Raw genomic sequence first — 20,564 nt, 5'->3', positions numbered from 1 at the left:
ATATTTAGTATTTTTTAACGGTTTATTTTATTAATTCCATTAACTTATTTGTTTCATATCAATCCATAACATATCAATACCTCGGGAATTTATATTATCCGGGGTGGGTTTCTATTGCCCTATATCAGATTTTATATAATTAAAGTGATGCTCAATAATTAATATATATACATTAATTTGTATTAATAAGGATGAAATCTCATAAATGGAAAGTATAGTTAGAGATAAAAAAGTGACAATAAATGCAATGAATAAGATTGCATTTGGGATATTGTTAGCGATCGCGGCACAAGGCTATTCAGAGCATGTCAAAGCTGATGATACCGTGCCATCATCGAAAGAAAATGACATGGTATTGGATAAGCTCAAAGTAGAGGGAACCAGTCATGCTCAGGAGGGTGACTGGGTTTATGATGAACTCCATTCGGTTAGTGAAATATCTCGCGAACAAATGGATAACCGGCCAGCCCGCCATGCAGCAGATATATTAGAACAAACTCCGGGAGTCTATTCCAGTGTTAGTCAGCAAGACCCGGCGTTATCGGTGAATATCCGTGGCATTCAGGATTATGGTCGCGTCAATATGAATATTGACGGTATGCGGCAGAATTTTATGAAAAGTGGTCATGGTCAACGCAACGGCGTGATGTATATCGACCCGGAAATATTAAGTAATGTAGTGATTGAAAAGGGCGCTCCCAGCGGTGTTGGCGGGGCGGGAGTCATTGGCGGGGTTGCCACTTTTAATACTATTAATGCCAGTGATTTCCTTGAGCCGGGTAAAGAAATAGGCGGTAAAGTCCGCGCTATGACTGGTGATAATGGCACTAATTTTATTGGCAGTGCCACGCTGGCGCTGGGTAATGAATATGGCGATCTATTAATTGCCGCCAGTAAGCGCAATTTAGGCGATTATTGGCCGGGCAATAAAGGGACTCTGGGTGATATTCGTTTTGGCCCAAGAGGCGTCGAAGTTTTAGGAAATGAAGTTAAGAATAACAAAGTTGAATATGCCTACTATAAAATGCAGTCACAACTGGTCAAACTGGGTTGGAATTTACCCGCCGATCAGCGTGTGGTATTCAGTTATCTGCAAACACAAATAAATAGTCCTAATGCCAGTATGTTAATGCCGCTGGTGGATAAGTCAGATCCCTATCGTAGAACTAAAATGGGTTGGAAGAATAGCAGTATAAGTGATGTTCTGAACCGAAATATAGGGCTGGATTATAGCCTCAAACCCGAACATATCGCCTGGCTAGATATGACGGCAAAAATCTATTACGTTGATACTGACGATGAAACCGATACGTACTGCTCAGATGCTGTTTTTTGCACAAAGTTTTGGACTCAAACCCGGCTGAGCACCCGTGGTTTACAACTGCAAAACACCAGTTTCTTTACCCTTGCAGACCACCACCAATTCCGCCTCAATTATGGTCTTGAGTGGTTTAGTGACCGCTCCTCTGGCAACTCAACTCATGCGTCGATGCTGGGCATCACCCCCCCCGGCAAACGCACCATTACCAGCACTTTTGCTCAGTTGAATTACGATTATGATGATTGGCTGCGGCTGGAAGGCGGTTTGCGCCATGATCAATTTAGGTTACAGGGCAATACCTGGATGCAGAGCAGAAATTTCCTCGGTGCCTATACCCGTGAAAACCCCTGCGACAGCAAGATACACGAGCTACATTTTATCAAAGAATGGCAACGGTGCTCACCTGACCGGTTGACAACAATGGCCTGGGAGGTCGATCGCCGTGAACAGCAACTTTCCCCCACGGCAGCCATTGGTATCAAGCCTGGCGTGCAATGGCTGGAATTTTTTGGCAATTACGGTAAGTCCTGGCGACCACCGGCAATTACCGAAGTGCTGGCCACCGGCAGTGCCCATGGTCATGGTTGGATCTTACCCAATCCTGTTCTGGCAGCAGAGCATTCCAAAGCCTGGGAAGCCGGCATTAATATCCAGCAAAGTAATCTGTTTATTGCAGAAGACCGTCTGGTGGCCAAACTGGCCTACTTTGATACCCGTGTGAGCAATTATGTCAATCTTGAGCTAGCCAAGACAAAACCGCTACGCGGTGGCGGCAGTTTTGCTAATGCCACCTATATTAATAATTTACTGTCCACCCAATTTCGCGGGCTGGAGTATCAATTAAGTTATGATATGGGGTTATTTTATACCAACCTTAATTATACCAGAATGATTGGCATTAATTCTATTTGTTCAAAAAGGGCTTGGCTAGGAGAGGTGAAAACAATGGATAGAAATAATAATAAGCCATATCCTATTGATGCTCATAATATAAATAATATTATTGATTGCAGGGCGGCAAGGAATTTATTTGGTTCTTCCGCCTATTTGCCTGGTGATCGCGGCAGTTTAACTTTAGGTGGCAGAATATTTGATAAAAAGCTGGATCTCGGCACCATTATTCGTTATAACAAAGGACACCAAGATAATTCAGTTATTGGTAATGACGGTAATGTAAATACCGTTTATGTTGCAGATTGGCCGAAATATACTATATTTGATCTTTATGCCAGTTATAAGATAACTAATAATTTAATTTTGCGCACTTCAATAGAAAATATAACCAATCGCGCTTATCTTGTTAGTTATGGTGATTCAATTTCTTTCACTCCGAATCGTGGTCGAACAATTCAGGGTGGCTTTGAGTATAAGTTTTAGTTTTTAATATAAAACTAGAGCATAGATAATTAATATTGAATGTAAAGTCTTCAGGTGAAATACCATTTCATCTGTGGGTCGAAATGACTCAATGATGAGTCATATATTTGTTGTTTAATATAAGGAAATTATTATGACAGTAAGTATTCAATATAATAGCCAATTTGCCAATGATACCCTTTCTTCTTTCACTCAGCAGTGGGCCACTAAGCATGGCGATATCAAAGATACTGGGGCCGAAGGATATTCCAAAGACTTTGGTCAATTCGCCGGCGGCGGGTGGTTTGATGGGACCCAATATTCAGTGAGTAGCTCTCACGGTACGGGTACCGCGATGATTGTTGAAGGTGAGCTGAAGTACGCTTTTGCTCAGCATACTTTCTACGGCAAAATGGAAAGCTTAGAGTTGGGTGAAGGCTTGAATGATAATCAAAATGGTATCGGTAAACAGCTTGAACAAGTGCAACTGAAATTGTGCAATTTAGATATTACCGGTGACTATGATGTTAACAAAACCATGGTAGAAAATCATCAGGGCGAAATGCATAAAGGCACTTATGGTTTGATGCGTGGCAATGCAGAACCCCTGCTGGAAATACTTCAGGCCAAAGGTATTGATATCAATACTCCACTGAAAGATATGGCGATTGCCAGCCAGCTGGATACCACAAGTGAAATGATGGCTGATGCGCCTATTATTGATACTATCGGGTCATATGATGGTGCCGAAATATTGTTGGCAGCATAATAGTAATAAAGACCATCATAATATCATTTTTAGATAAATAAAGTAAAACCACCGCGAGCTACTCTGGTTGGTTTGGCATATATTGCTCGCGGTGGTTATTGTAGCTTTATTTTATTCTGTAGCTATATATGACTCAATGATGGGGCATGAATTAATTGTCAACTAAAAGGATATTATTATGACAGTAAGTATTCAATATAATAGCCAATTTGCAGATTATAGCCTTTCTTCTTATACTCAACAGTGGGCAACTGCTTATGGTGATTTGGTTCAGGCCAGTAATATCGAGGAACTATATAATTTCTTTAGCGGTACTGATACGAATAATAATAAAATCGCTTTTGCCGGGTTTAAAAGTCCTTATGAAAGCGAGTCAGTAATTATTGGCGGGACTCTGATGGGTGACGATGGGAAAATGGCCAGCGGGAATTATATACAATCCTTGGAGTTTGGTAAGTCGCTAATTCCTAATACTGATAATACAGCTAAATACCTTGAGCAAGTGGAGTTGAGGGTCGATGGCTTAAATATTGAAGGTGATTTTTATTATTCAGTCTGTTCATTGTCTCGTGCAATGCGTGCTGAACCAGGAAATCCCTACCAAGATGGGGCGGATCAAGGCACATACAATTTGCTGAGAGGCAATGCCGAGCCAATATTGGAACTCCTCAAAGCCAAAGGTATTGATGTGAATACGCCACTGAAAGATATGGCGATTGCCAGCCAGTTGGATACCACAAGTGAAATGATGGCTGATGCGCCTATTATTGATACTATCGGGTCATATGATGGTACCGAAATACTGATGGCAGCATAATAGTAATAAAGACCATCATAATATCATTTCTAGATAAATAAAATAAAGCCACCGCGAGCTACTCTGGTTGGTTTGGCGTATATTGCTGGCGGTGGTTATTGTGATTTTATTTTATTCTGTAGATATATGACTCAATGACGAGTTATATTTTCTTAATGGTCAAATGAAAGGATACTATTATGACTGTGGAAATAAGGTATCAGCCACAAATTAGAAATGAAACGATTTCATCCTATCTCCATCAATGGGCAACTAAATTTGATGATATAGTATTGATTAATCCAGATATAGAATATCGTATTATCTCCTCCACTAAACCCTCCCCTCCAGTCTCAGGTAGAAAAATTGCTGCGGCCAGTTCCCATCTTTACGATCAGGAAAAAGCAGCAATAGTGACAGAATTTGTCGCAACCATCTATATAGATATAGAGGATTTATTTGATCAACACTTAATTCCAGATATTAGCGGGAGTCTAGAATTAGGTGAAAACTTACTCCCTATACCTGATCTAAAAGGTGTAGTTTTTGAACAACTGCAACTTAAGCAAGTGCAATTGGAGTTCAGCGGATTAGATATTGCAGATGATATAACTAATTCTATTTATACTTTGTCTTATGTACTGAATGAGGATGAAAACTATCAGGGTGGGACAAATCTGGGAATATACAACTTACTAAGAGGTAATGCAGAACCCATATTAATGAAGCTGGAATCACAAGGTATTGATGTGAATACTCCGCTTAAAGATATGGCTATCGCCAGTCAGTTTGATATTGCCAGCGATATTATGGCCGATACATTCGAGATTGAAACGGTCGGTGTGCCCCAAGAGTTATTAGCCGCATAATTAAAAGGATATTATTATGGCCGTTACTATTACATATGATAAAAAAATCAGTCATGAGTCTATTTCTTCATATACACGTCAATGGGCTACCTATTTCGGCGATATGACACTAGCCCCATCTGATAATTCAGATGAAGATTATATTTTTCAGTTGGGATCATACAGCCCAGGTAATTCAGGGAGTCTCTATGCATATGGAAGAATTAATCCTCAGCAGAATAATGTAGCGATAACCACAGGGTATGTAGCAACCACTTCGATGGTAGGTGATAATCTATTTAATCAGCAAATTACTGCAGATATCAATGGAAGTTTGTATTTTGGTGAGGAAATATTGCCTCTTTCTAATATTGAGTTAAGTAAAGATCAGCTTGATCATGAAATATATTATCGACTTAAGAATGAGGAGTTGAAATTTGACGGGCTAGATATTGCAGATGATATAGAAAGTTCGTTTTATATGTTGCTCCATTCCTATCTTCATCATGACTGCCTAAGTGGTAAAGATCTCGGCGTATACAGTTTATTAAGAGGCGATGCCGAACCGATACTGAAGAAGCTGAAGGAGCAAGGTATTGACGTAGATACACCGCTTAAAGATATGGCCATTGCCAGTCAGTTTGAGGCCGCTAGCGAAGTTGTCAATGATACGCCAGTAATTGATACTGTCGGGGCGGCCGATAATGCTGAAGTATTATTAGCGGCTTAATAAAGATTGTGAAAGTGATTTTTGGGGTGAGTTGATAATATCACCGCCATACCTTGGATGATGTTGGTTATATTTGTATCAGCAAGGGTTGGAATGATTATATTTGAGAAATAAAACAGCGCTAACTCAGACAGTAATCCTACTTTTAGTATGGGAATGGATGCCATGGAATCATATAAAAACCCAGAGACTTCTTCGGAGTCTCTGACTATTCTTTCTGTTTTAGCTCATCATAAGAAGAGTCTCTGGGGAATAGGGCTATTTACTGCAGTAATTAATCTTTTAATGTTGGCCCCCGCTATTTATATGTTGCAGGTTTATGATCGCGTCCTGGCGTCAGCGAATACCATGACATTGTTGATGCTCACTATTTTGGTACTGGGAATATTTGTATTTATCGGCTTACTTGAATGGGTTCGCAGCGCGATAGTTATTCGGCTTGGGACTCGGATTGATATGCAACTTAATCAACGGGTCTTTAATGCCGCGTTTGCATCTCAACTTATGGGGCATAAAACACCAGCAGCCCAAGCTTTGAATGATCTGACATCTTTACGTCAGTTTGCGACGGGCAATGCTCTATTCGCCTTTTTTGATGCTCCTTGGTTCCCGCTTTACTTATTGGTTATTTTTGTACTCCATCCCTGGTTAGGTGTATTAGCCGCATCCGGCGCTTGTGTGTTGATTTTTCTGGCCTGGCTCAACCAGTGGGTATGTAAAAAGTCATTAAAAGAAGCTTCCACAATAACCTCACAAGCAACGCAACAAGCTAATGCGAATTTGCGCAATGCAGATGCTATTGAAGCAATGGGAATGTTGGATGTATTACGCAGACGTTGGTTAGTCCAGCATTCATATTTTCTTTATCAACAAAATATTGCCAGTGACAAAAGCAGTCAGGTGACTGCGGCCTCTAAATCCAGTCGCCATGCTTTGCAATCAATGATGCTAGGGCTAGGTGCATTACTGGTCATTGACGGCGCAATTACAGCGGGAGTCATGATTGCGGGTTCAATTTTAATCGGCCGAGTATTAGGGCCTATTGATCAGTTAATTGCAGTCTGGAAACAATGGAGCCAGGCGCGGCTGTCTTATCAGCGTCTGGCCCATTTATTAGCGGAGCATCCACCAGTACCTGCAGGTATGGTTTTGTCTGCCCCAATAGGAAAACTCAGCGTAACACAGCTCACTGTTTGTAAGCCGGGCACACATATCCCAATTTTATATTCCATCAACTTTGAATTGCATCCCGGTAATATTTTGGGTGTTTTGGGGCCATCCGGCAGTGGGAAATCTACCTTGGCGAAACTGTTGGTCGCATGTAAACCGGCTTTCAGCGGTTCGGTACGATTAGATAGCGCGAATCTCTCTCAATGGGATAAAGCCCACTTGGGGCAATTTATTGGTTACCTGCCGCAGGATATTCAGCTATTTCGCGGTTCGATTGCTGAAAATATTGCGCGCTTTGGCACGATTGACACAGTAAAAGTCATCGCGGCGGCTCAGATGGCAGGGGTTCACGATTTAATTTTACATCTGCCGTGCGGCTATGACTCTCAGCTAGGAGAGGGCGGTGAGACATTATCTGGTGGCCAGCGCCAGCGCATTGCTTTAGCACGGGCAATGTATGGAATGCCACGGCTTATTGTGTTGGATGAACCGAATGCCAATTTGGATAAAGAAGGTGAAAAAGCCTTATTAGAAAGCATTATCCGGCTCAAACAGCAGGGTTGTACCATTGTGATGATCACTCATAAGCCAGAGTTATTATCAGATAGTGACTACTTATTGTTACTCAATAAAGGGCGGGTGGAATTGTTCGATCGTACTGAAGCCGTTTTACAGCAGATTAAAGGGCAGGATAAGCCGACGGTTAAAGGTGAAGTCAAAACACCAGCGAGTAAAAAGTCTTGGAATAGCGGTATCTCATATGGTGCTGTCCCAACCCGCACGGCATCACAAAAATCATGATGTTAAATATATCCACGGAAGGAGAAGTCACCGATGTTACCTGAATCTGGTCGTAGTTCGGCTAAGAATATTTATCAAAACCCACCACCGCTTCAGACCAATAGCGGGAGATATCTTAGCCTTGGCGGGTTATTGGTTATAGGCGGTTTCATCGGTTCTTTGCTTTGGGCGGGGTTGGCACCCTTGGATAAAGGTATTGCTGTTACGGGGCATATTGTTGTCGCGGAAAATCGTAAGTTGGTTCAACCGTTGCAAGGAGGACGTATTCAGCAATTGCATATTGCCGAGGGTGATGACGTCACGGAAGGGCAATTACTTATCACGCTGGATGATACCGCGATGCGTAGTCATCGGGATAACTTACAGCATCAGTATTTGAGCGCCCTTGCTCAGGAATCCCGCCTTACTGCCGAACAACATGAATTGCCGACAATTACTTTCCCCCCGATGTTGCTCCAACACCCCGCGCAGCCTTTAGTTGAGCGCAATGTTGTTTTGCAGCAACAGCTTTTTCATCATCGCCGCCAAGCTCAACTGAGTGAAATTGCTCGGCTATCGGCACAAATTACTCGTCACGAGAGCCAGTTGGATGGATTACAAACCATGCGAGGCCATAACCAGCAACAATTTGACTTGTTCCAGCAGCAATTGCAGGGGGTTCAGTTATTGGCGAAAAATGGTCATGTTTCTCAAAGCCAACTGTTAGAGATGGAGCGGCAGGCGATTTCACTGCGTGCCAATATAGAGAAAAATACCAGTGAAATTTTGGAACTTCACAAGCAAATTGGTGAAACAGAGCAGCATATCTCACAGCGGCGTGAACAATATAAAAGTGAGAATCGTGAGCAACTGGCCAAAGCGCAGCAAAGCACTCAAGAGTTAGAACTGCGTTTGGGGGTTGCGGAATATGAGTTGGATAACACGCGTATTTACGCGCCGGTCAGTGGCACGGTTATCGCGCTTGCTCAACATACTGTGGGCGGCGTGGTCAGTACCGGGCAAACATTAATGGAGCTGGTTCCCAGTGGGCAGCCATTATTAGCGGAGGCTCAACTTCCCGTGTCCTTAATTGATAAGGTGGTGATTGGGCTACCAGTAGATCTGAACTTCTCTGCTTTTAATCAAAGTAATACTCCACGTTTACAAGGTTCTGTATTGCATGTTGGTGCGGATCGGATACAGCATCCTCAGACTTTAGAGCCTTATTATCCCTTAACAGTCGCTATTGATATTACGCAAACTGAGTTGGAAATCCGGCCCGGCATGTCAGTTGATATTTTTATCCGAACAGGGGAACGGTCATTACTTAATTATCTGTTTAAACCGCTCACTGACCGCCTGCATGTCGCCTTTGCTGAAGAGTAATTCTTGAGAGGTACCGGATTAAAAATAAAGGAATATAGTGATTTAATTTATGAAAAAACGACAGGATAGCGGCAGTATTTTACTTTGGTGGGGAAGTATCTTATTTACCAGCGGTATCCATATTTCTCTGATATGGCTATTGAGTAACACATTTATGCTCCCGCCCTCTACAGAGGTCTCTCCTGTGGCAATGATGCTCGCTTTGTCGACAGAACCGGAGTTTACCCAAAACTTAGAGCAAGACTCGGTGGTGGGGATCACCCAAAATACTAATGAGCCGATAGTCGAGCAGTTGGAAAACCAACCAGAAGATGTCAGCCCAGTGCTGACAGCTCCCGAGCACTCTAATGCTTCGTTGGTTGTTGAAAGAAAGGTAGACGCCGACAAAAAAGAGCCGACCAAGGTAAAGCGACCACAACAAAAAGTGATGACACCGCGCCAACCTATCAGCGAGCAATCACCTGAAAATCAAAGCAAACCTTCTACGCCCGCAGTAACAACCAGCACACCCTTGTCTGGCGAAAGTCACCAGGTTGCGGCGGCCGCGAACAGTGATTCGGCGCATAATCAAAAGAGTAAAATGAATTGGAAAAGTCGCTTACAAGGGCATCTGGCGGGGTTTAAACGCTATCCTCCCAGTGCCAGAAAACAGCGCCAACAAGGAGACGCGATTATCCGTTTTGTAGTCAATAAAGAGGGATATGTGCTCTCCGTTAAACTCATTAAGAGCAGTGGGGCAGCGGCTTTAGATCAAGAAGCATTGGCCGTGATTAAACGCGCCCAACCATTGCCTCAGCCGCCTGCTGGGTTGTTATCGAATGGGCAGATATCATTGGCTATGCCGATTGATTTTGAGCTAAAAAGTAAAAAATGGTGAACGGTGGGGGCCGTTTGAAACTGTTTAGAGAAATAAAGGATAAAAAAACAAACCGGGCATAAAGCCCGGTTTAATCAGTGAGAAAAGATTAGGCAGAAATATTATTCACCAGGGCAGCGCAGGCAACGCTCCGCCTCGTCAGTGCCCAGTTTTAACTTGGACTGCAAATCACGCAATGCCGTCCGCAAACCTTCCTCAATAACGGGATGGTAGAACGGCATATCCAGCATTTGATTGATGGTCATTTGCTGTTGATGTGCCCAAGCCAATAGGTGTGCAATATGCTCGGCGCTCGGCCCCATCATCTCGGCACCCAGGAAGCGACCTGTTCCCTGTTCGCCATAAACCCGCAAAATACCTTTGTTTTTCAGCATGACACGCGAGCGACCTTGGTTCTCAAAAGAGACTTCACCGATTTCAAAACAACCGCATGCACTGAATTTTTGTGACAGCTCGCGGAAAGTAGAGCCCACCATCGCGATTTGTGGATCAGAGAACACCACTGAAATTACGCTGCGGCGTAAGCCCGGCACCACTTCAGGGAACCCGCCGGCATTCACCCCCGCAATGCGGGCCTGATCACTGGCTTCATGCAACAATGGCAATTGGTTACTGGCATCCCCGGCGATAAAGATATGTGGCACGCTGGTCTGCATTGTCAGCCGGTCGGCGGGCGGTACGCCGCGCTCATCAAGCTCCAGTGAGGTATTTTCCAGCCCCAGTTTATCGACATTTGGACGGCGACCAGTGGCCGCTAAAACATAATCCACCATAATTTCTTGTGGTGAACCGGCCTCATCCAGATAGCGGATAAAGACTTTGTCCCCTTCGCGCTGCATCACTTCAACTTTTACATCTGGATTGAGATAGAATTCCTCACCCAGCGTTTTTGCTGCATAATTGCGCACAATGCTGTCTGTCAGGGGGCCGACACCGCCACCCACGCCGAACATTTTGACTTGAACGCCGAGCCGATGCAGCGCCTGACCAAGCTCCAGCCCGATAACCCCAGGGCCGAAAACTGCGACTGATTCGGGTAAGTCATCCCAGTTGAAAACGTCATCATTGACGATAAGCCGGTCACCCAGCTCATTCCAGGCGGCAGGCCAAGTTGGGCGAGAGCCGGTGGCAATCACAATACGCTGCGCAATAATCCGTGTGTGATCATCGACTTGCAGTGTATTGTCATCAATAAAATGGGCGTAACCCTGAATTTTATCCTCTGCTGGAATATTATCGACACCTTCCAACACAAACCCGACAAAACGGTCGCGTTCGCGCTTCACGCGATCCATCACTTCGCGGCCATTAATCAAGATCTTACCTTGCGGGTGGATACCAAAACCGGGCGCTTTTTCAATCTGATGTACAGCTTCAGCCGCAGCAATCAGCAGTTTGGATGGCATGCAACCGACGCGAGCGCAGGTGGTGCCGTATTCGCCACCTTCAATCATCACCACATTGGGGGTCGACAGTTTGGCAGCGCGATAAGCGCCAAGTCCGGCAGTACCGCCGCCAATCACGGCGACATCAACGTTTAAGGTTTTCATGTCTGTTCCTAACCAGAAAAAAGGGTAGGCCGGAGCCTACCTACAAGTTTATTCATATTATCTTCATTCTATTAATAGTATTAAGCAGACAGATAACTTTCTAAATCATCACTGCCACCAATGTGGCGACCACCGATGAACACCTGTGGCACAGTCCCGCGACCCGTTACAGCCCGCAGACTGACCGTCGTTGCATCTTTACCCAGCACGATTTCTTCATACTGAATACCATGGTCTTGCAGCATTTGTTTTGCTTTGGCGCAGAATGGGCAGCCCGGTTTGGTAAAGACAGAAACAGATTCCTGCACTTTAAAATCAGGTGCCAGATATTTCAGTATAGTGTCAGCATCAGACACTTCAAACGGGTCGCCCGGTTTGTTTGGTTCGACAAACATTTTCTCAACCACACCGTTGCGCACCAGCATGGAGTAACGCCATGAACGCGGACCAAAGCCCAGATCCGCTTTCTCAACCAGCATGTCCATGCCTTTGGTGAACTCGCCATTGCCATCAGGAATGAAAGTGATATTTTCAGCATGCTGATCGGCTTTCCAGGCATTCATCACGAAAGTATCATTGACTGACACACACAGAATGCTATCAACACCCTGCTGTTTAAACACACCGGCCAGTTCGTTATAACGCGGCAGATGGCTAGATGAACAGGTCGGGGTAAAGGCACCCGGCAGTGAAAACACGATGACGGTTTTATTGTTAAACAATTCATCGGTAGTGACATCAACCCACTGGTCGCCCTGACGAGTATGGAAAGTCACTTGTGGGATTTTTTTACCTTCTTGACTAGTGAACATCTGTAACTCCTTAATTAAAAAATGAAATATTTAAATTTTTCTGGGTATCTCTTCGTTGGGACACATTATTCATTTTATCACTTGATAGTTCTAATCACTGGTTGCTATCTTATCTATCGTCAATGACTATCATAAAGCGGAGCACCGATGAATATTCGTGATTTAGAATACCTGGTGGCGCTGGCTGAATTCAGGCATTTCCGGCGCGCCGCCGACTCTTGTCATGTCAGTCAGCCCACATTAAGTGGCCAGATTCGTAAATTGGAAGATGAGCTGGGCGTGATGTTGTTAGAACGCACCAGCCGGAAAGTGCTGTTTACGCAGGCTGGATTACTGCTGGTGGAGCAAGCCAGAACAGTATTACGGGAAGTGAAAGTGCTCAAAGAAATGGCCAGTTTGCAGGGTGAGAGTATGTCTGGCCCGCTGCATATTGGGCTGATTCCTACTGTTGGGCCATATCTATTGCCGCAAATCATTCCTATGTTGCATCAAACATTCCCGAAACTGGAAATGTATCTGCACGAAGCACAAACCCAAAATCTTCTGGCCCAGTTGGATAGCGGCAAACTCGATTGCGCTATTTTGGCATTGGTCAAAGAGACCGAGGCCTTTATTGAAGTTCCACTGTTTGATGAGCCGATGCAATTGGCAATTTATGCTGATCATCCATGGGCCAATCGTGACAAAGTACAGATGCATGAACTGGCTGGCGAGAAATTGCTGATGCTGGAGGATGGCCACTGTTTGCGTGATCAGGCGATGGGTTTTTGCTTCCAGGCGGGCGCTGAAGAAGACACGCATTTCCGCGCCACCAGTTTAGAAACGCTGCGTAACATGGTTGCAGCGGGCAGCGGAATTACATTATTGCCATCACTGGCAGTACCGAATGAAAGAAAGCGCGACGGCGTTTGTTATCTGGAATGCTACAAACCGGTGCCAAAACGCACCATTGCGTTGGTGTACCGCCCCGGTTCCCCATTGCGTGGCCGCTATGAGCAACTTGCCGAGGCGATACGTGAACACATGCAACCGCGCATGAGTTCAGAGGCTATAAACCAAAAGTTAGAACAGGCGGTTTAATCCATTAAGCGCCGCCACTCGGTAGGCTTCCGCCATGGTCGGGTAGTTGAAGGTAGTATTAACGAAATATTCGATAGTATTGCCTTCTCCTTTTTGTTCCATGATGGCCTGCCCGATGTGGATAATTTCCGCCGCACGTTCACCAAAGCAATGAATTCCAAGGATCTGTTTGGTTTCGCGATGGAACAGAATCTTCAAACTGCCGGTATCCATGCCCACGATTTGCGCCCGCGCGAGGTGTTTAAATTGCGCCCGGCCGACCTCATAGGGGACTTTCATTGCAGTCAAATCCTGTTCAGTTTTACCTACCGAACTGATTTCCGGAATGGTGTAAATACCCGTCGGAATATCTTCAATCAGGTGAGTATTCGCCTCGCCTTTGATCATCGCCTGCGCGGCAATTCGCCCTTGGTCATAAGCCGCCGAAGCCAGACTTGGGTAGCCAATCACATCACCCACAGCATACACATGGGGCAGCGCTGTTTGGTACATGCTGTTGACCTTCAACAAACCACGGCTATCGGCTTCGAGCCCAATATTCTCCAGGCCCAAACCACTGGTGTTACCGGTGCGGCCATTGGCATATAACAAGCAGTCGGCTTTGACTTTTTTGCCCGATTTTAAATGGACAATAACTCCATCAACCGTGCCTTCAATCTGCTCAAACTCTTCATTGTGGCGAATAACCACGCCGTTATTCCAGAAGTGGTAAGAGAGGGCATCTGACATTTCCTGATCGAGGAAGGCCAAAAGGCGGTCGCGGGTATTGATTAAGTCGACTTTGACACTTAAACCACGGAAAATTGATGCATATTCACAGCCAATAACCCCCGCACCATAGATAATGACGTGCTGTGGTTCATGGCTGAGTTGTAAAATGGTATCACTGTCGTAAATGCGTTCGTGGGTAAAATCCACGTTTGCTGGGCGATAAGGGCGTGAACCCGTCGCTATCACGATGTTGTCGGCTCGCAGTGTATCGTTGGTGCCATCGGCATAACGCACATTGATAGTATTGGCGTCTATGAAGCTGGCATCACCGGAGAACATTTGGCAGTGATTGCGATCATAAAAACCTTGGCGCATACGGGTTTGCTGGCTAATAACGCGATCCGCATGGTTTAAGATATCAGCAAAAGAAGAGCTGATGGTTCTGGCATTGTCGCTGTAGAGTGGGTTTTGGTTGAACTCGATAATTCGGCTAACGGCGTGGCGCAAAGCTTTGGAAGGGATAGTGCCCCAATGGGTGCAGCCCCCGCCCACATTATTATACCGTTCAATCACGGCAACTCGGGCACCTTGCTTGACCAACCCCATAGCGGCGCCTTCACCGCCAGGACCCGAGCCAATAACAATGGCATCAAAATGGAAGTGCTGTTGCATGTAGGAGAGACCTGTTTTTATACAAAATTACAACGCCACATTAACATCATCCCAAGTATAACCCAATAAACAATGGGTAAATCACCGTGATGTCTGCTGTAAAACGGCAATTCCGTATTGGGATGATACGTTTGTATAACGGTTGTTACTGTAAAGTTTGGTATATTGCTGACTATATGTCTTAGATTAAGAAATTGGATATCCCTTGGGTACGATTATGGGCGTCAGAGCACAACAAAAAGAACGGACTCGTCGTTCCCTTATCGAAGCGGCGTTCAGCCAACTGAGTGCTGAGCGGAGTTTTGCCAGTCTGAGTTTGCGGGAAGTTTCCCGTGAGGCGGGTATTGCACCGACTTCTTTTTACCGGCATTTCCGTGATGTAGACGAACTTGGGCTGACAATGGTCGATGAAAGCGGCCTGATGTTGCGCCAACTTATGCGGCAAGCTCGTCAGCGGATTGCTAAGGGCGGCAGCGTTATCCGTACTTCAGTTTCAACTTTTATGGAATTTATTGGTAATAACCCGAATGCATTCCGTTTATTGCTGCGGGAACGTTCCGGGACTTCCGCTGCATTTCGTGCGGCAGTTGCGCGTGAAATTCAGCATTTTATTGCCGAATTGGCCGATTACCTCGAGCTGGAAAACCACATGCCGCGCAGCTTCACTGAAGCTCAAGCTGAGGCCATGGTCACAATAGTGTTCAGTGCGGGTGCAGAAGCGCTGGACGTGGATATTGAACAACGGCGACAGTTAGAAGAACGTTTGGTTTTACAACTGCGGATGATCTCCAAAGGCGCTTATTATTGGTATCGTCGTGAGCAGGAAAAGCTGGCCGTATCCCGTGCTTAATAAGGAAAAGGTAAGAAAAATGATGGAACAATCGTGCTCTGAGAAACAGTCTCACTCTGAAAAACAGTCTCACCGTGAAACCGGTACACTGCTGCTGGCCTTGATTACGGGGTTGGCAATAAACGGCTCATTTAACGCGTTATTCAGTGGATTTGTTCCTTTTTCAATCTTTCCGCTGCTGGCATTAATTTTGGCGGTTTATTGTCTGCATCAGCGCTATCTCAATTTTGCCATGCCGCAAGGTCTGCCGGTGCTAGCGGGTGCGTGTTTTTTACTTGGTATTCTAGTGTATAGCGCGATTGTGCGGGTTGAACATCCGGCGATTGGCTCTAACTTTGTTCCTTCTATTTTAAGTGTGGCGTTGGTGTTTTGGATTCTGTTCAAACTGAAAGCACGTAAATCGATGCAGACAGATATCAATGCCGATAGCGGCACGGATACAGATAATCAGCAGCCGCAATAGCTTTTCTGTTCACCAATATCCCCAAATCAAAAGGGCAACATTGCGTTGCCCTTTTGTTTGTGTCCGATTCCCGCTTTTCGTCAGTCTCTTTTTTCCAACAAAACCCCACACTCCATATGATGGGTGTAAGGGAATTGATCAAATAGCGCTAATCGGCTGATTTTATGGGTATGTTGCAGCTGTTCCAAATTGGCGCACAGGGTCTCTGGGTTACAGGAGATATAAAGGATGCGCGGATAAGCTTGTACTAGCTTGACGGTTTCACCATCCAACCCACTGCGCGGTGGGTCGACAAAAATGGTTTCGCAGTTATAGCTAGTTAAATCAATATCTTTCAGGCGGTTGAACTCACGCACACCTTGCATGGCTTGGGTAAACTCTTCCGCAGACATCCGGATAATTTGCACGTTATCGATGTGATTGGCGGCAATGTTGTATTGCGCCGCCGCCACTGACGGTTTGGCGATTTCAGTCGCTAATACGCGTTCAAAATTACGTGCCAATGCCAGTGAGAAATTACCGTTGCCGCAATATAGCTCCAATAAATCGCCGCTGGCATGTTGGGTGACATCAATCGCCCATTCCAGCATATGAATATTCACCGCAGCATTAGGTTGGGTGAAGCTATTTTCAACCTGACGATAAATCATCTCGCGCCCGGCAACCGGCAGCACTTCGTCGATATAGTCGTGATCCAGCATGATTTTGGTTTTTGATGCCCGCCCAATCAGTTGCAAATCAAAGCCTTGCTCACACAATTGGTCACGCAGTTCCCGCGCTTTTTGCTGCCATTCTTCATCTAATGGACGGTGATACAGCAAAGATGCGATCAGCTTGCCGCTCAGAGTCGATAAGTAATCAATCTGGAACAGTTTGCGTCGTAAAATCGGCTCGGCTCTGATGGCGGTCATCAGTACGCTCATCAGGCGATTAATTAACAAACTGGCGACCGGGAATTGCTCAACCCGAATTCGCTGCTTGGTCTGTTGGTCAAACATGATGTGGTACAGGTCATCTTCATCATGCCAAACGCGGAACTCGGCTCTCATGCGGTAATGCTGTGCGGGAGAACGGAATATTTCCGCAGCGGGGGCCTGAAACGGCGACATCATCGCCTGAAGACGGGCAGATTTTTCCGCCAATTGGTGCTCGTAGCCGTCAGTCGGCAGGATGTCAGGAGTCATGTTTCTTCTCGTCTGGACATTATGAAAAGGTTTATTGCTGCGGATTGTAGGGAAAGTAGCTCTGATGTCCAGTTTGTTGTGTTTATTAATTTGTTACATCAATGGAAGTCTAGATATCTATTTGACTTGATCGTAACATTGTACTCCGGCCTCAAGCTGTTATTTAAACACTTAAGAGTTAAAAGGGAATCCGGTGTAAATCCGGAGCTGACGCGCAGCGGTAAGGGGATGTTACGGCGATAGGTTTCAACCAGACACTGTCCGTAAGGATGGGAAGTCATCGCCCGCTCTGTTTTATTTATAGTCAGATAACAGAGATCCCAAGCCCGAAAACCTGCCGGTATACGTCGCAATATTCGTGGTCGTCGCGTACTACCGGCCATGGCTCTGCGGCATCCGCTATTTGAGTTTGGATGCTTTATGACAATTAAAAAATATACGCTGTTCACAGCCCTTTCTGTGACGGCATTTTCTGGCTGGGCGCAAGACAACACCACCGCCGGCAATAAAGACGAAATAGTAGTTACTGCCAGTCGTTTCAAACAACCGGTTTCTACAATATTGGCACCTGCCGATGTGGTCACGCGCGATGATATTGAGCGCTGGCAGGCAAAAAGTCTTAATGAAGTCATGCGCCGCTTGCCTGGTGTGGATATTGCTCAAATGGGAGGATTGGGTCAGGGTTCTTCTATGTATATCCGTGGTACGGAAGCGCGCCATGTGCTTATCTTGATTGATGGTATCCCACTGGCTCGCACCGGTATCGTCAATAGTGTCAATCTCGATCAAATCCCGATCTCCTTGGTGCAGCGGATTGAGTATATCCGTGGGCCGCGCTCGGCGGTGTATGGCTCTGGTGCAATTGGTGGCGTCATTAACGTGATTACGCAAACAGACCAAGAAGGTGCGCAGATTAATGCTGGTGTCGGTTCTAAAGGCTATCAGCAATATGATGGCAGTGTTCGCCAGCGCTTTGGTGACACCTTAGCTACATTGGCGGGTGGATATCAAACCACCAATGGCTATAACATCAGGCCTGACTCGCCAAACCCAATTGATAGTGATCGCGACGGTTTTCGCAATAAAAACTTCTGGGCAGGGTTGGAACATCAGTTTAACCAAGAGATTTCCGGTTTTGTTAGAGGTTATGGTTATACCAACAATACTGATTACGATATTGGCGGCTTGTCGTCCCCTGCATACAGCGGCGATGAAGAGCGGCTATATAACCATACTTATGATGCCGGGCTGCGTTATGCATCGGGCGCTTATTCTTCCCAATTAGTCGGTAGCTATCAGAAATATAAGGACTATAACTTTAGCAGCCAATATGGCCGCTATGGCGTGGCGACCACACTGGATAATATGGATCAGCGGAATGTGCAATGGGGTAACACTTACAGCTTTGAAAGTGGAACACTGAGCGCGGGCCTGGACTGGCAACAGCAGCGCCTGACCTCATCTAACCAAACTATCTCAGATACTTATAAGCGGGATAACACCGGTTTATACCTCAGTGGGCAGCAGAAACTCGGCGATGTCACGCTGGAGGCTTCTGGCCGTGGAGATAAAGATGAGCAATTTGGCTGGCATGAAACATGGCAAACAGCGGTGGGTTGGGAGTTCGTTCCGGATTACCGCGTGACCTTATCTTACGGAACCGGCTTCCTCGCGCCTTCATTGGGCCAACAATATGGCTCGCAGCGCTTCGACATCATCTCAAACAGTGACCTTAAACCGGAAGAATCTCGCCAATGGGAAGCGGGGCTGGAAGGGGTAACTGGGCCGGTTGATTGGCGCTTGTCGGCTTATCACAACAAAATTGAAAACCTGATTGATTACTCCTTTGATAACTCAACCTTCAAGGGGCAATACTACAATGTCAATTCTGCGACCATCAAAGGCGTGGAATGGACGGGGAACCTCACTACCGGCATATTTACGCATGCGGTTACCTTGCAATATATTGACCCGCGTAATGATTTGAATAATGAGGTATTAGCTCGCCGTTCTAAGCAACAGGCTAAGTATCAGTTAGATTGGACGATGTTCAATCTTGATATGGACGTCTCTTATCAATATTACGGTAAACGCTATGACAACATCACTTCGATTTATAACCCGACTCAGCGCGAATTATCGAGTTACAGCACAGTAGACGTTTCAGCTGGTTATCCGGTTACTTCTCATCTCACAGTTCGTGGTAGAATTGCTAACCTGTTTGATAAAGAATACGAAACGGCTTATGGCTATAAAACCGCTGGACGAGAGTATTACCTCACAGGAAGTTATAACTTCTAAGGCTGATACTGCTCCTCGCCCGACAGCGCTGATTTTTGATTCCGGTGTTGGCGGGCTATCTGTTTATCAAGAGATTCGGCAATTGCTGCCGGATCTCCACTATATATATGCTTTCGATAACGTCGCGTTCCCTTATGGGGAGAAGTCAGGTGAATTTATCGTTGAGCGCGTATTAGACATTGTCACTGCGGTACAACAGCGCCATCCGCTGGCGATTGTGGTTATCGCCTGTAACACGGCCAGTACCGTTTCTTTGCCTGCTTTACGCGAACGTTTTGATTTCCCCGTCGTCGGTGTTGTTCCGGCGATTAAACCTGCGGTACGGCTCACGCGGAATGGTGTTGTCGGCCTACTGGCTACCCGCGGCACAGTTCATGCTTCTTATACCTTGGATTTGATTGAACGTTTTGCCACAGATTGCAAAATTGAGCTGTTGGGATCATCCGAGCTGGTGGAGTTGGCAGAAACCAAGCTGCATGGTGGGGCAGTCCCGCCGGAAGCATTAAAGAAAATCCTTCATCCGTGGCTCGCTATGCGCGAACCGCCAGATACCATTGTTTTAGGTTGCACTCATTTCCCTCTATTAACTGAAGAGTTAGCGCAAGTGCTGCCAGAAGGCACCCGAATGGTAGATTCCGGTGCTGCAATTGCTCGCCGTACCGCCTGGCTTATCTCTTCTCAGGAAAATGTCGTTTCTTCTCAGGCGGAAAACATTGCGTATTGCATGGCATTGAATACAGGCACTGACGCTTTATTACCCGTTTTGCAGAGTTATGGCTTCCCAACGCTGGAAAAACTGCCAATTTAGCGGCGTTTTGACTAAAGATTCAGCGGTTGAAAAGTTTTTTCAAATTAGGGGTTGCAGGCTGTCAGGAACTCCCTATAATGCGCCTCCACTGACCGGGAAC

General features: G+C 45.7%; 17 protein-coding genes and 1 riboswitch. Of the genes, 13 read left to right on the top strand and 4 right to left on the bottom strand.

What is annotated here, in order from left to right; all coding sequences use genetic code 11:
* The first annotated feature begins 205 nt into the window (after positions 1-205).
* The 8 genes from FTA91_RS02305 to FTA91_RS02270 all read left to right on the top strand — a co-directional run bounded on the left by FTA91_RS02305 (position 206) and on the right by FTA91_RS02270 (position 10,033).
* Positions 206-2,698, top strand: coding sequence for a TonB-dependent hemoglobin/transferrin/lactoferrin family receptor (locus FTA91_RS02305; RefSeq protein WP_145535688.1), 2,493 nt, complete (start codon positions 206-208; stop codon positions 2,696-2,698).
* A 133-nt stretch (positions 2,699-2,831) separates the two neighbouring features.
* A complete protein-coding gene (locus FTA91_RS02300; protein WP_145582844.1) occupies positions 2,832-3,446 on the top strand; it encodes a heme acquisition protein HasA in 615 nt (204 codons plus the stop codon).
* Between the two features lie 178 nt (positions 3,447-3,624).
* Positions 3,625-4,263, top strand: a complete 639-nt coding sequence (locus FTA91_RS02295; protein WP_050114720.1) for a heme acquisition protein HasA — start codon at positions 3,625-3,627, stop codon at positions 4,261-4,263.
* Positions 4,264-4,442: 179 nt separating this feature from the next.
* Positions 4,443-5,111: a heme acquisition protein HasA gene (locus FTA91_RS02290; RefSeq protein WP_050114716.1), complete on the top strand. Its 669-nt coding sequence runs from the start codon at positions 4,443-4,445 to the stop codon at positions 5,109-5,111.
* A 16-nt stretch (positions 5,112-5,127) separates the two neighbouring features.
* On the top strand, positions 5,128-5,820 hold the full coding sequence (locus FTA91_RS02285; protein WP_145535684.1) for a heme acquisition protein HasA: 693 nt from the start codon (positions 5,128-5,130) through the stop codon (positions 5,818-5,820).
* Between the two features lie 165 nt (positions 5,821-5,985).
* Complete coding sequence (locus tag FTA91_RS02280) at positions 5,986-7,791, top strand: type I secretion system permease/ATPase (protein WP_050114712.1); 1,806 nt, start codon at positions 5,986-5,988, stop codon at positions 7,789-7,791.
* Between the two features lie 33 nt (positions 7,792-7,824).
* The gene (locus tag FTA91_RS02275) at positions 7,825-9,156 is read left to right on the top strand and encodes an HlyD family type I secretion periplasmic adaptor subunit (RefSeq protein ID WP_050114711.1); all 1,332 of its coding nucleotides are present in this window, start codon (positions 7,825-7,827) and stop codon (positions 9,154-9,156) included.
* A 49-nt stretch (positions 9,157-9,205) separates the two neighbouring features.
* Positions 9,206-10,033 carry an energy transducer TonB family protein gene (locus tag FTA91_RS02270; protein ID WP_174635189.1) on the top strand — a complete coding sequence of 276 codons (828 nt, stop codon included), beginning with the start codon at positions 9,206-9,208 and terminating at the stop codon, positions 10,031-10,033.
* Between the two features lie 101 nt (positions 10,034-10,134).
* Here FTA91_RS02270 and FTA91_RS02265 read toward each other — a convergent pair whose 3' ends face one another.
* Together FTA91_RS02265 and FTA91_RS02260 are read right to left on the bottom strand one after the other, a co-directional pair.
* Complete coding sequence (locus tag FTA91_RS02265; RefSeq protein ID WP_145582842.1) at positions 10,135-11,583, bottom strand: dihydrolipoyl dehydrogenase; 1,449 nt, start codon at positions 11,581-11,583, stop codon at positions 10,135-10,137.
* Between the two features lie 80 nt (positions 11,584-11,663).
* A complete protein-coding gene (locus FTA91_RS02260) occupies positions 11,664-12,395 on the bottom strand; it encodes a glutathione peroxidase (RefSeq protein ID WP_145582840.1) in 732 nt (243 codons plus the stop codon).
* 147 nt (positions 12,396-12,542) lie between these two features.
* On the opposite strand from FTA91_RS02260, the gene oxyR reads away from it, so the two are divergent.
* Positions 12,543-13,475: a DNA-binding transcriptional regulator OxyR gene (gene oxyR, locus FTA91_RS02255; RefSeq protein ID WP_050114705.1), complete on the top strand. Its 933-nt coding sequence runs from the start codon at positions 12,543-12,545 to the stop codon at positions 13,473-13,475.
* Here oxyR and sthA read toward each other — a convergent pair.
* Positions 13,458-14,858 (bottom strand): Si-specific NAD(P)(+) transhydrogenase, encoded by a 1,401-nt coding sequence (gene sthA, locus FTA91_RS02250; RefSeq protein ID WP_050114703.1) that lies wholly within the window; start codon positions 14,856-14,858, stop codon positions 13,458-13,460. The genes oxyR and sthA overlap by 18 nt on opposite strands.
* Before the next feature lie 217 nt (positions 14,859-15,075).
* On the opposite strand from sthA, the gene fabR reads away from it, so the two are divergent.
* Both fabR and FTA91_RS02240 read left to right on the top strand, forming a co-directional pair.
* Entirely contained in the window at positions 15,076-15,708 is a 633-nt protein-coding gene (gene fabR, locus FTA91_RS02245; RefSeq protein ID WP_004714448.1) for an HTH-type transcriptional repressor FabR, read from the top strand.
* A 19-nt stretch (positions 15,709-15,727) separates the two neighbouring features.
* Positions 15,728-16,171 (top strand): YijD family membrane protein, encoded by a 444-nt coding sequence (locus tag FTA91_RS02240; protein WP_072082625.1) that lies wholly within the window; start codon positions 15,728-15,730, stop codon positions 16,169-16,171.
* Between the two features lie 80 nt (positions 16,172-16,251).
* On the opposite strand, the gene trmA is transcribed toward FTA91_RS02240, so the two are convergent.
* A complete protein-coding gene (trmA, locus tag FTA91_RS02235) occupies positions 16,252-17,355 on the bottom strand; it encodes a tRNA (uridine(54)-C5)-methyltransferase TrmA (RefSeq protein WP_145535682.1) in 1,104 nt (367 codons plus the stop codon).
* A gap of 129 nt (positions 17,356-17,484) precedes the next feature.
* Positions 17,485-17,711, top strand: a riboswitch (cobalamin riboswitch).
* A gap of 64 nt (positions 17,712-17,775) precedes the next feature.
* On the opposite strand from trmA, the gene btuB reads away from it, so the two are divergent.
* A complete protein-coding gene (gene btuB, locus FTA91_RS02230) occupies positions 17,776-19,656 on the top strand; it encodes a TonB-dependent vitamin B12 receptor BtuB (RefSeq protein WP_145535680.1) in 1,881 nt (626 codons plus the stop codon).
* Entirely contained in the window at positions 19,601-20,464 is an 864-nt protein-coding gene (gene murI / locus FTA91_RS02225) for a glutamate racemase (protein ID WP_050114699.1), read from the top strand. Before btuB ends, murI begins: the two co-directional genes overlap by 56 nt.
* Positions 20,465-20,564 lie beyond the last annotated feature (100 nt).

Origin of the sequence: Yersinia thracica, from assembly GCF_902170565.1 — a bacterium.
GTDB lineage: Bacteria > Pseudomonadota > Gammaproteobacteria > Enterobacterales > Enterobacteriaceae > Yersinia > Yersinia thracica.
This window is presented reverse-complemented; position numbering and strand designations above follow the sequence as displayed.

What these genes read in the sequence shown, in the direction of transcription:
- FTA91_RS02260 (WP_145582840.1), bottom strand. Translation starts at nt 12,395, where the DNA reads ATGTTCACTAGTCAAGAAGGTAAAAAAATCCCACAAGTGACTTTCCAT.
- fabR (WP_004714448.1), top strand. Translation starts at nt 15,076, where the DNA reads ATGGGCGTCAGAGCACAACAAAAAGAACGGACTCGTCGTTCCCTTATC.
- FTA91_RS02295 (WP_050114720.1), top strand. Translation starts at nt 3,625, where the DNA reads ATGACAGTAAGTATTCAATATAATAGCCAATTTGCAGATTATAGCCTT.
- FTA91_RS02285 (WP_145535684.1), top strand. Translation starts at nt 5,128, where the DNA reads ATGGCCGTTACTATTACATATGATAAAAAAATCAGTCATGAGTCTATT.
- btuB (WP_145535680.1), top strand. Translation starts at nt 17,776, where the DNA reads ATGACAATTAAAAAATATACGCTGTTCACAGCCCTTTCTGTGACGGCA.
- trmA (WP_145535682.1), bottom strand. Translation starts at nt 17,355, where the DNA reads ATGACTCCTGACATCCTGCCGACTGACGGCTACGAGCACCAATTGGCG.
- FTA91_RS02275 (WP_050114711.1), top strand. Translation starts at nt 7,825, where the DNA reads ATGTTACCTGAATCTGGTCGTAGTTCGGCTAAGAATATTTATCAAAAC.
- FTA91_RS02280 (WP_050114712.1), top strand. Translation starts at nt 5,986, where the DNA reads ATGGAATCATATAAAAACCCAGAGACTTCTTCGGAGTCTCTGACTATT.
- murI (WP_050114699.1), top strand. Translation starts at nt 19,601, where the DNA reads ATGGCTATAAAACCGCTGGACGAGAGTATTACCTCACAGGAAGTTATA.
- FTA91_RS02240 (WP_072082625.1), top strand. Translation starts at nt 15,728, where the DNA reads ATGATGGAACAATCGTGCTCTGAGAAACAGTCTCACTCTGAAAAACAG.
- FTA91_RS02305 (WP_145535688.1), top strand. Translation starts at nt 206, where the DNA reads ATGGAAAGTATAGTTAGAGATAAAAAAGTGACAATAAATGCAATGAAT.
- FTA91_RS02300 (WP_145582844.1), top strand. Translation starts at nt 2,832, where the DNA reads ATGACAGTAAGTATTCAATATAATAGCCAATTTGCCAATGATACCCTT.
- FTA91_RS02290 (WP_050114716.1), top strand. Translation starts at nt 4,443, where the DNA reads ATGACTGTGGAAATAAGGTATCAGCCACAAATTAGAAATGAAACGATT.
- oxyR (WP_050114705.1), top strand. Translation starts at nt 12,543, where the DNA reads ATGAATATTCGTGATTTAGAATACCTGGTGGCGCTGGCTGAATTCAGG.
- FTA91_RS02270 (WP_174635189.1), top strand. Translation starts at nt 9,206, where the DNA reads ATGAAAAAACGACAGGATAGCGGCAGTATTTTACTTTGGTGGGGAAGT.
- sthA (WP_050114703.1), bottom strand. Translation starts at nt 14,858, where the DNA reads ATGCAACAGCACTTCCATTTTGATGCCATTGTTATTGGCTCGGGTCCT.
- FTA91_RS02265 (WP_145582842.1), bottom strand. Translation starts at nt 11,583, where the DNA reads ATGAAAACCTTAAACGTTGATGTCGCCGTGATTGGCGGCGGTACTGCC.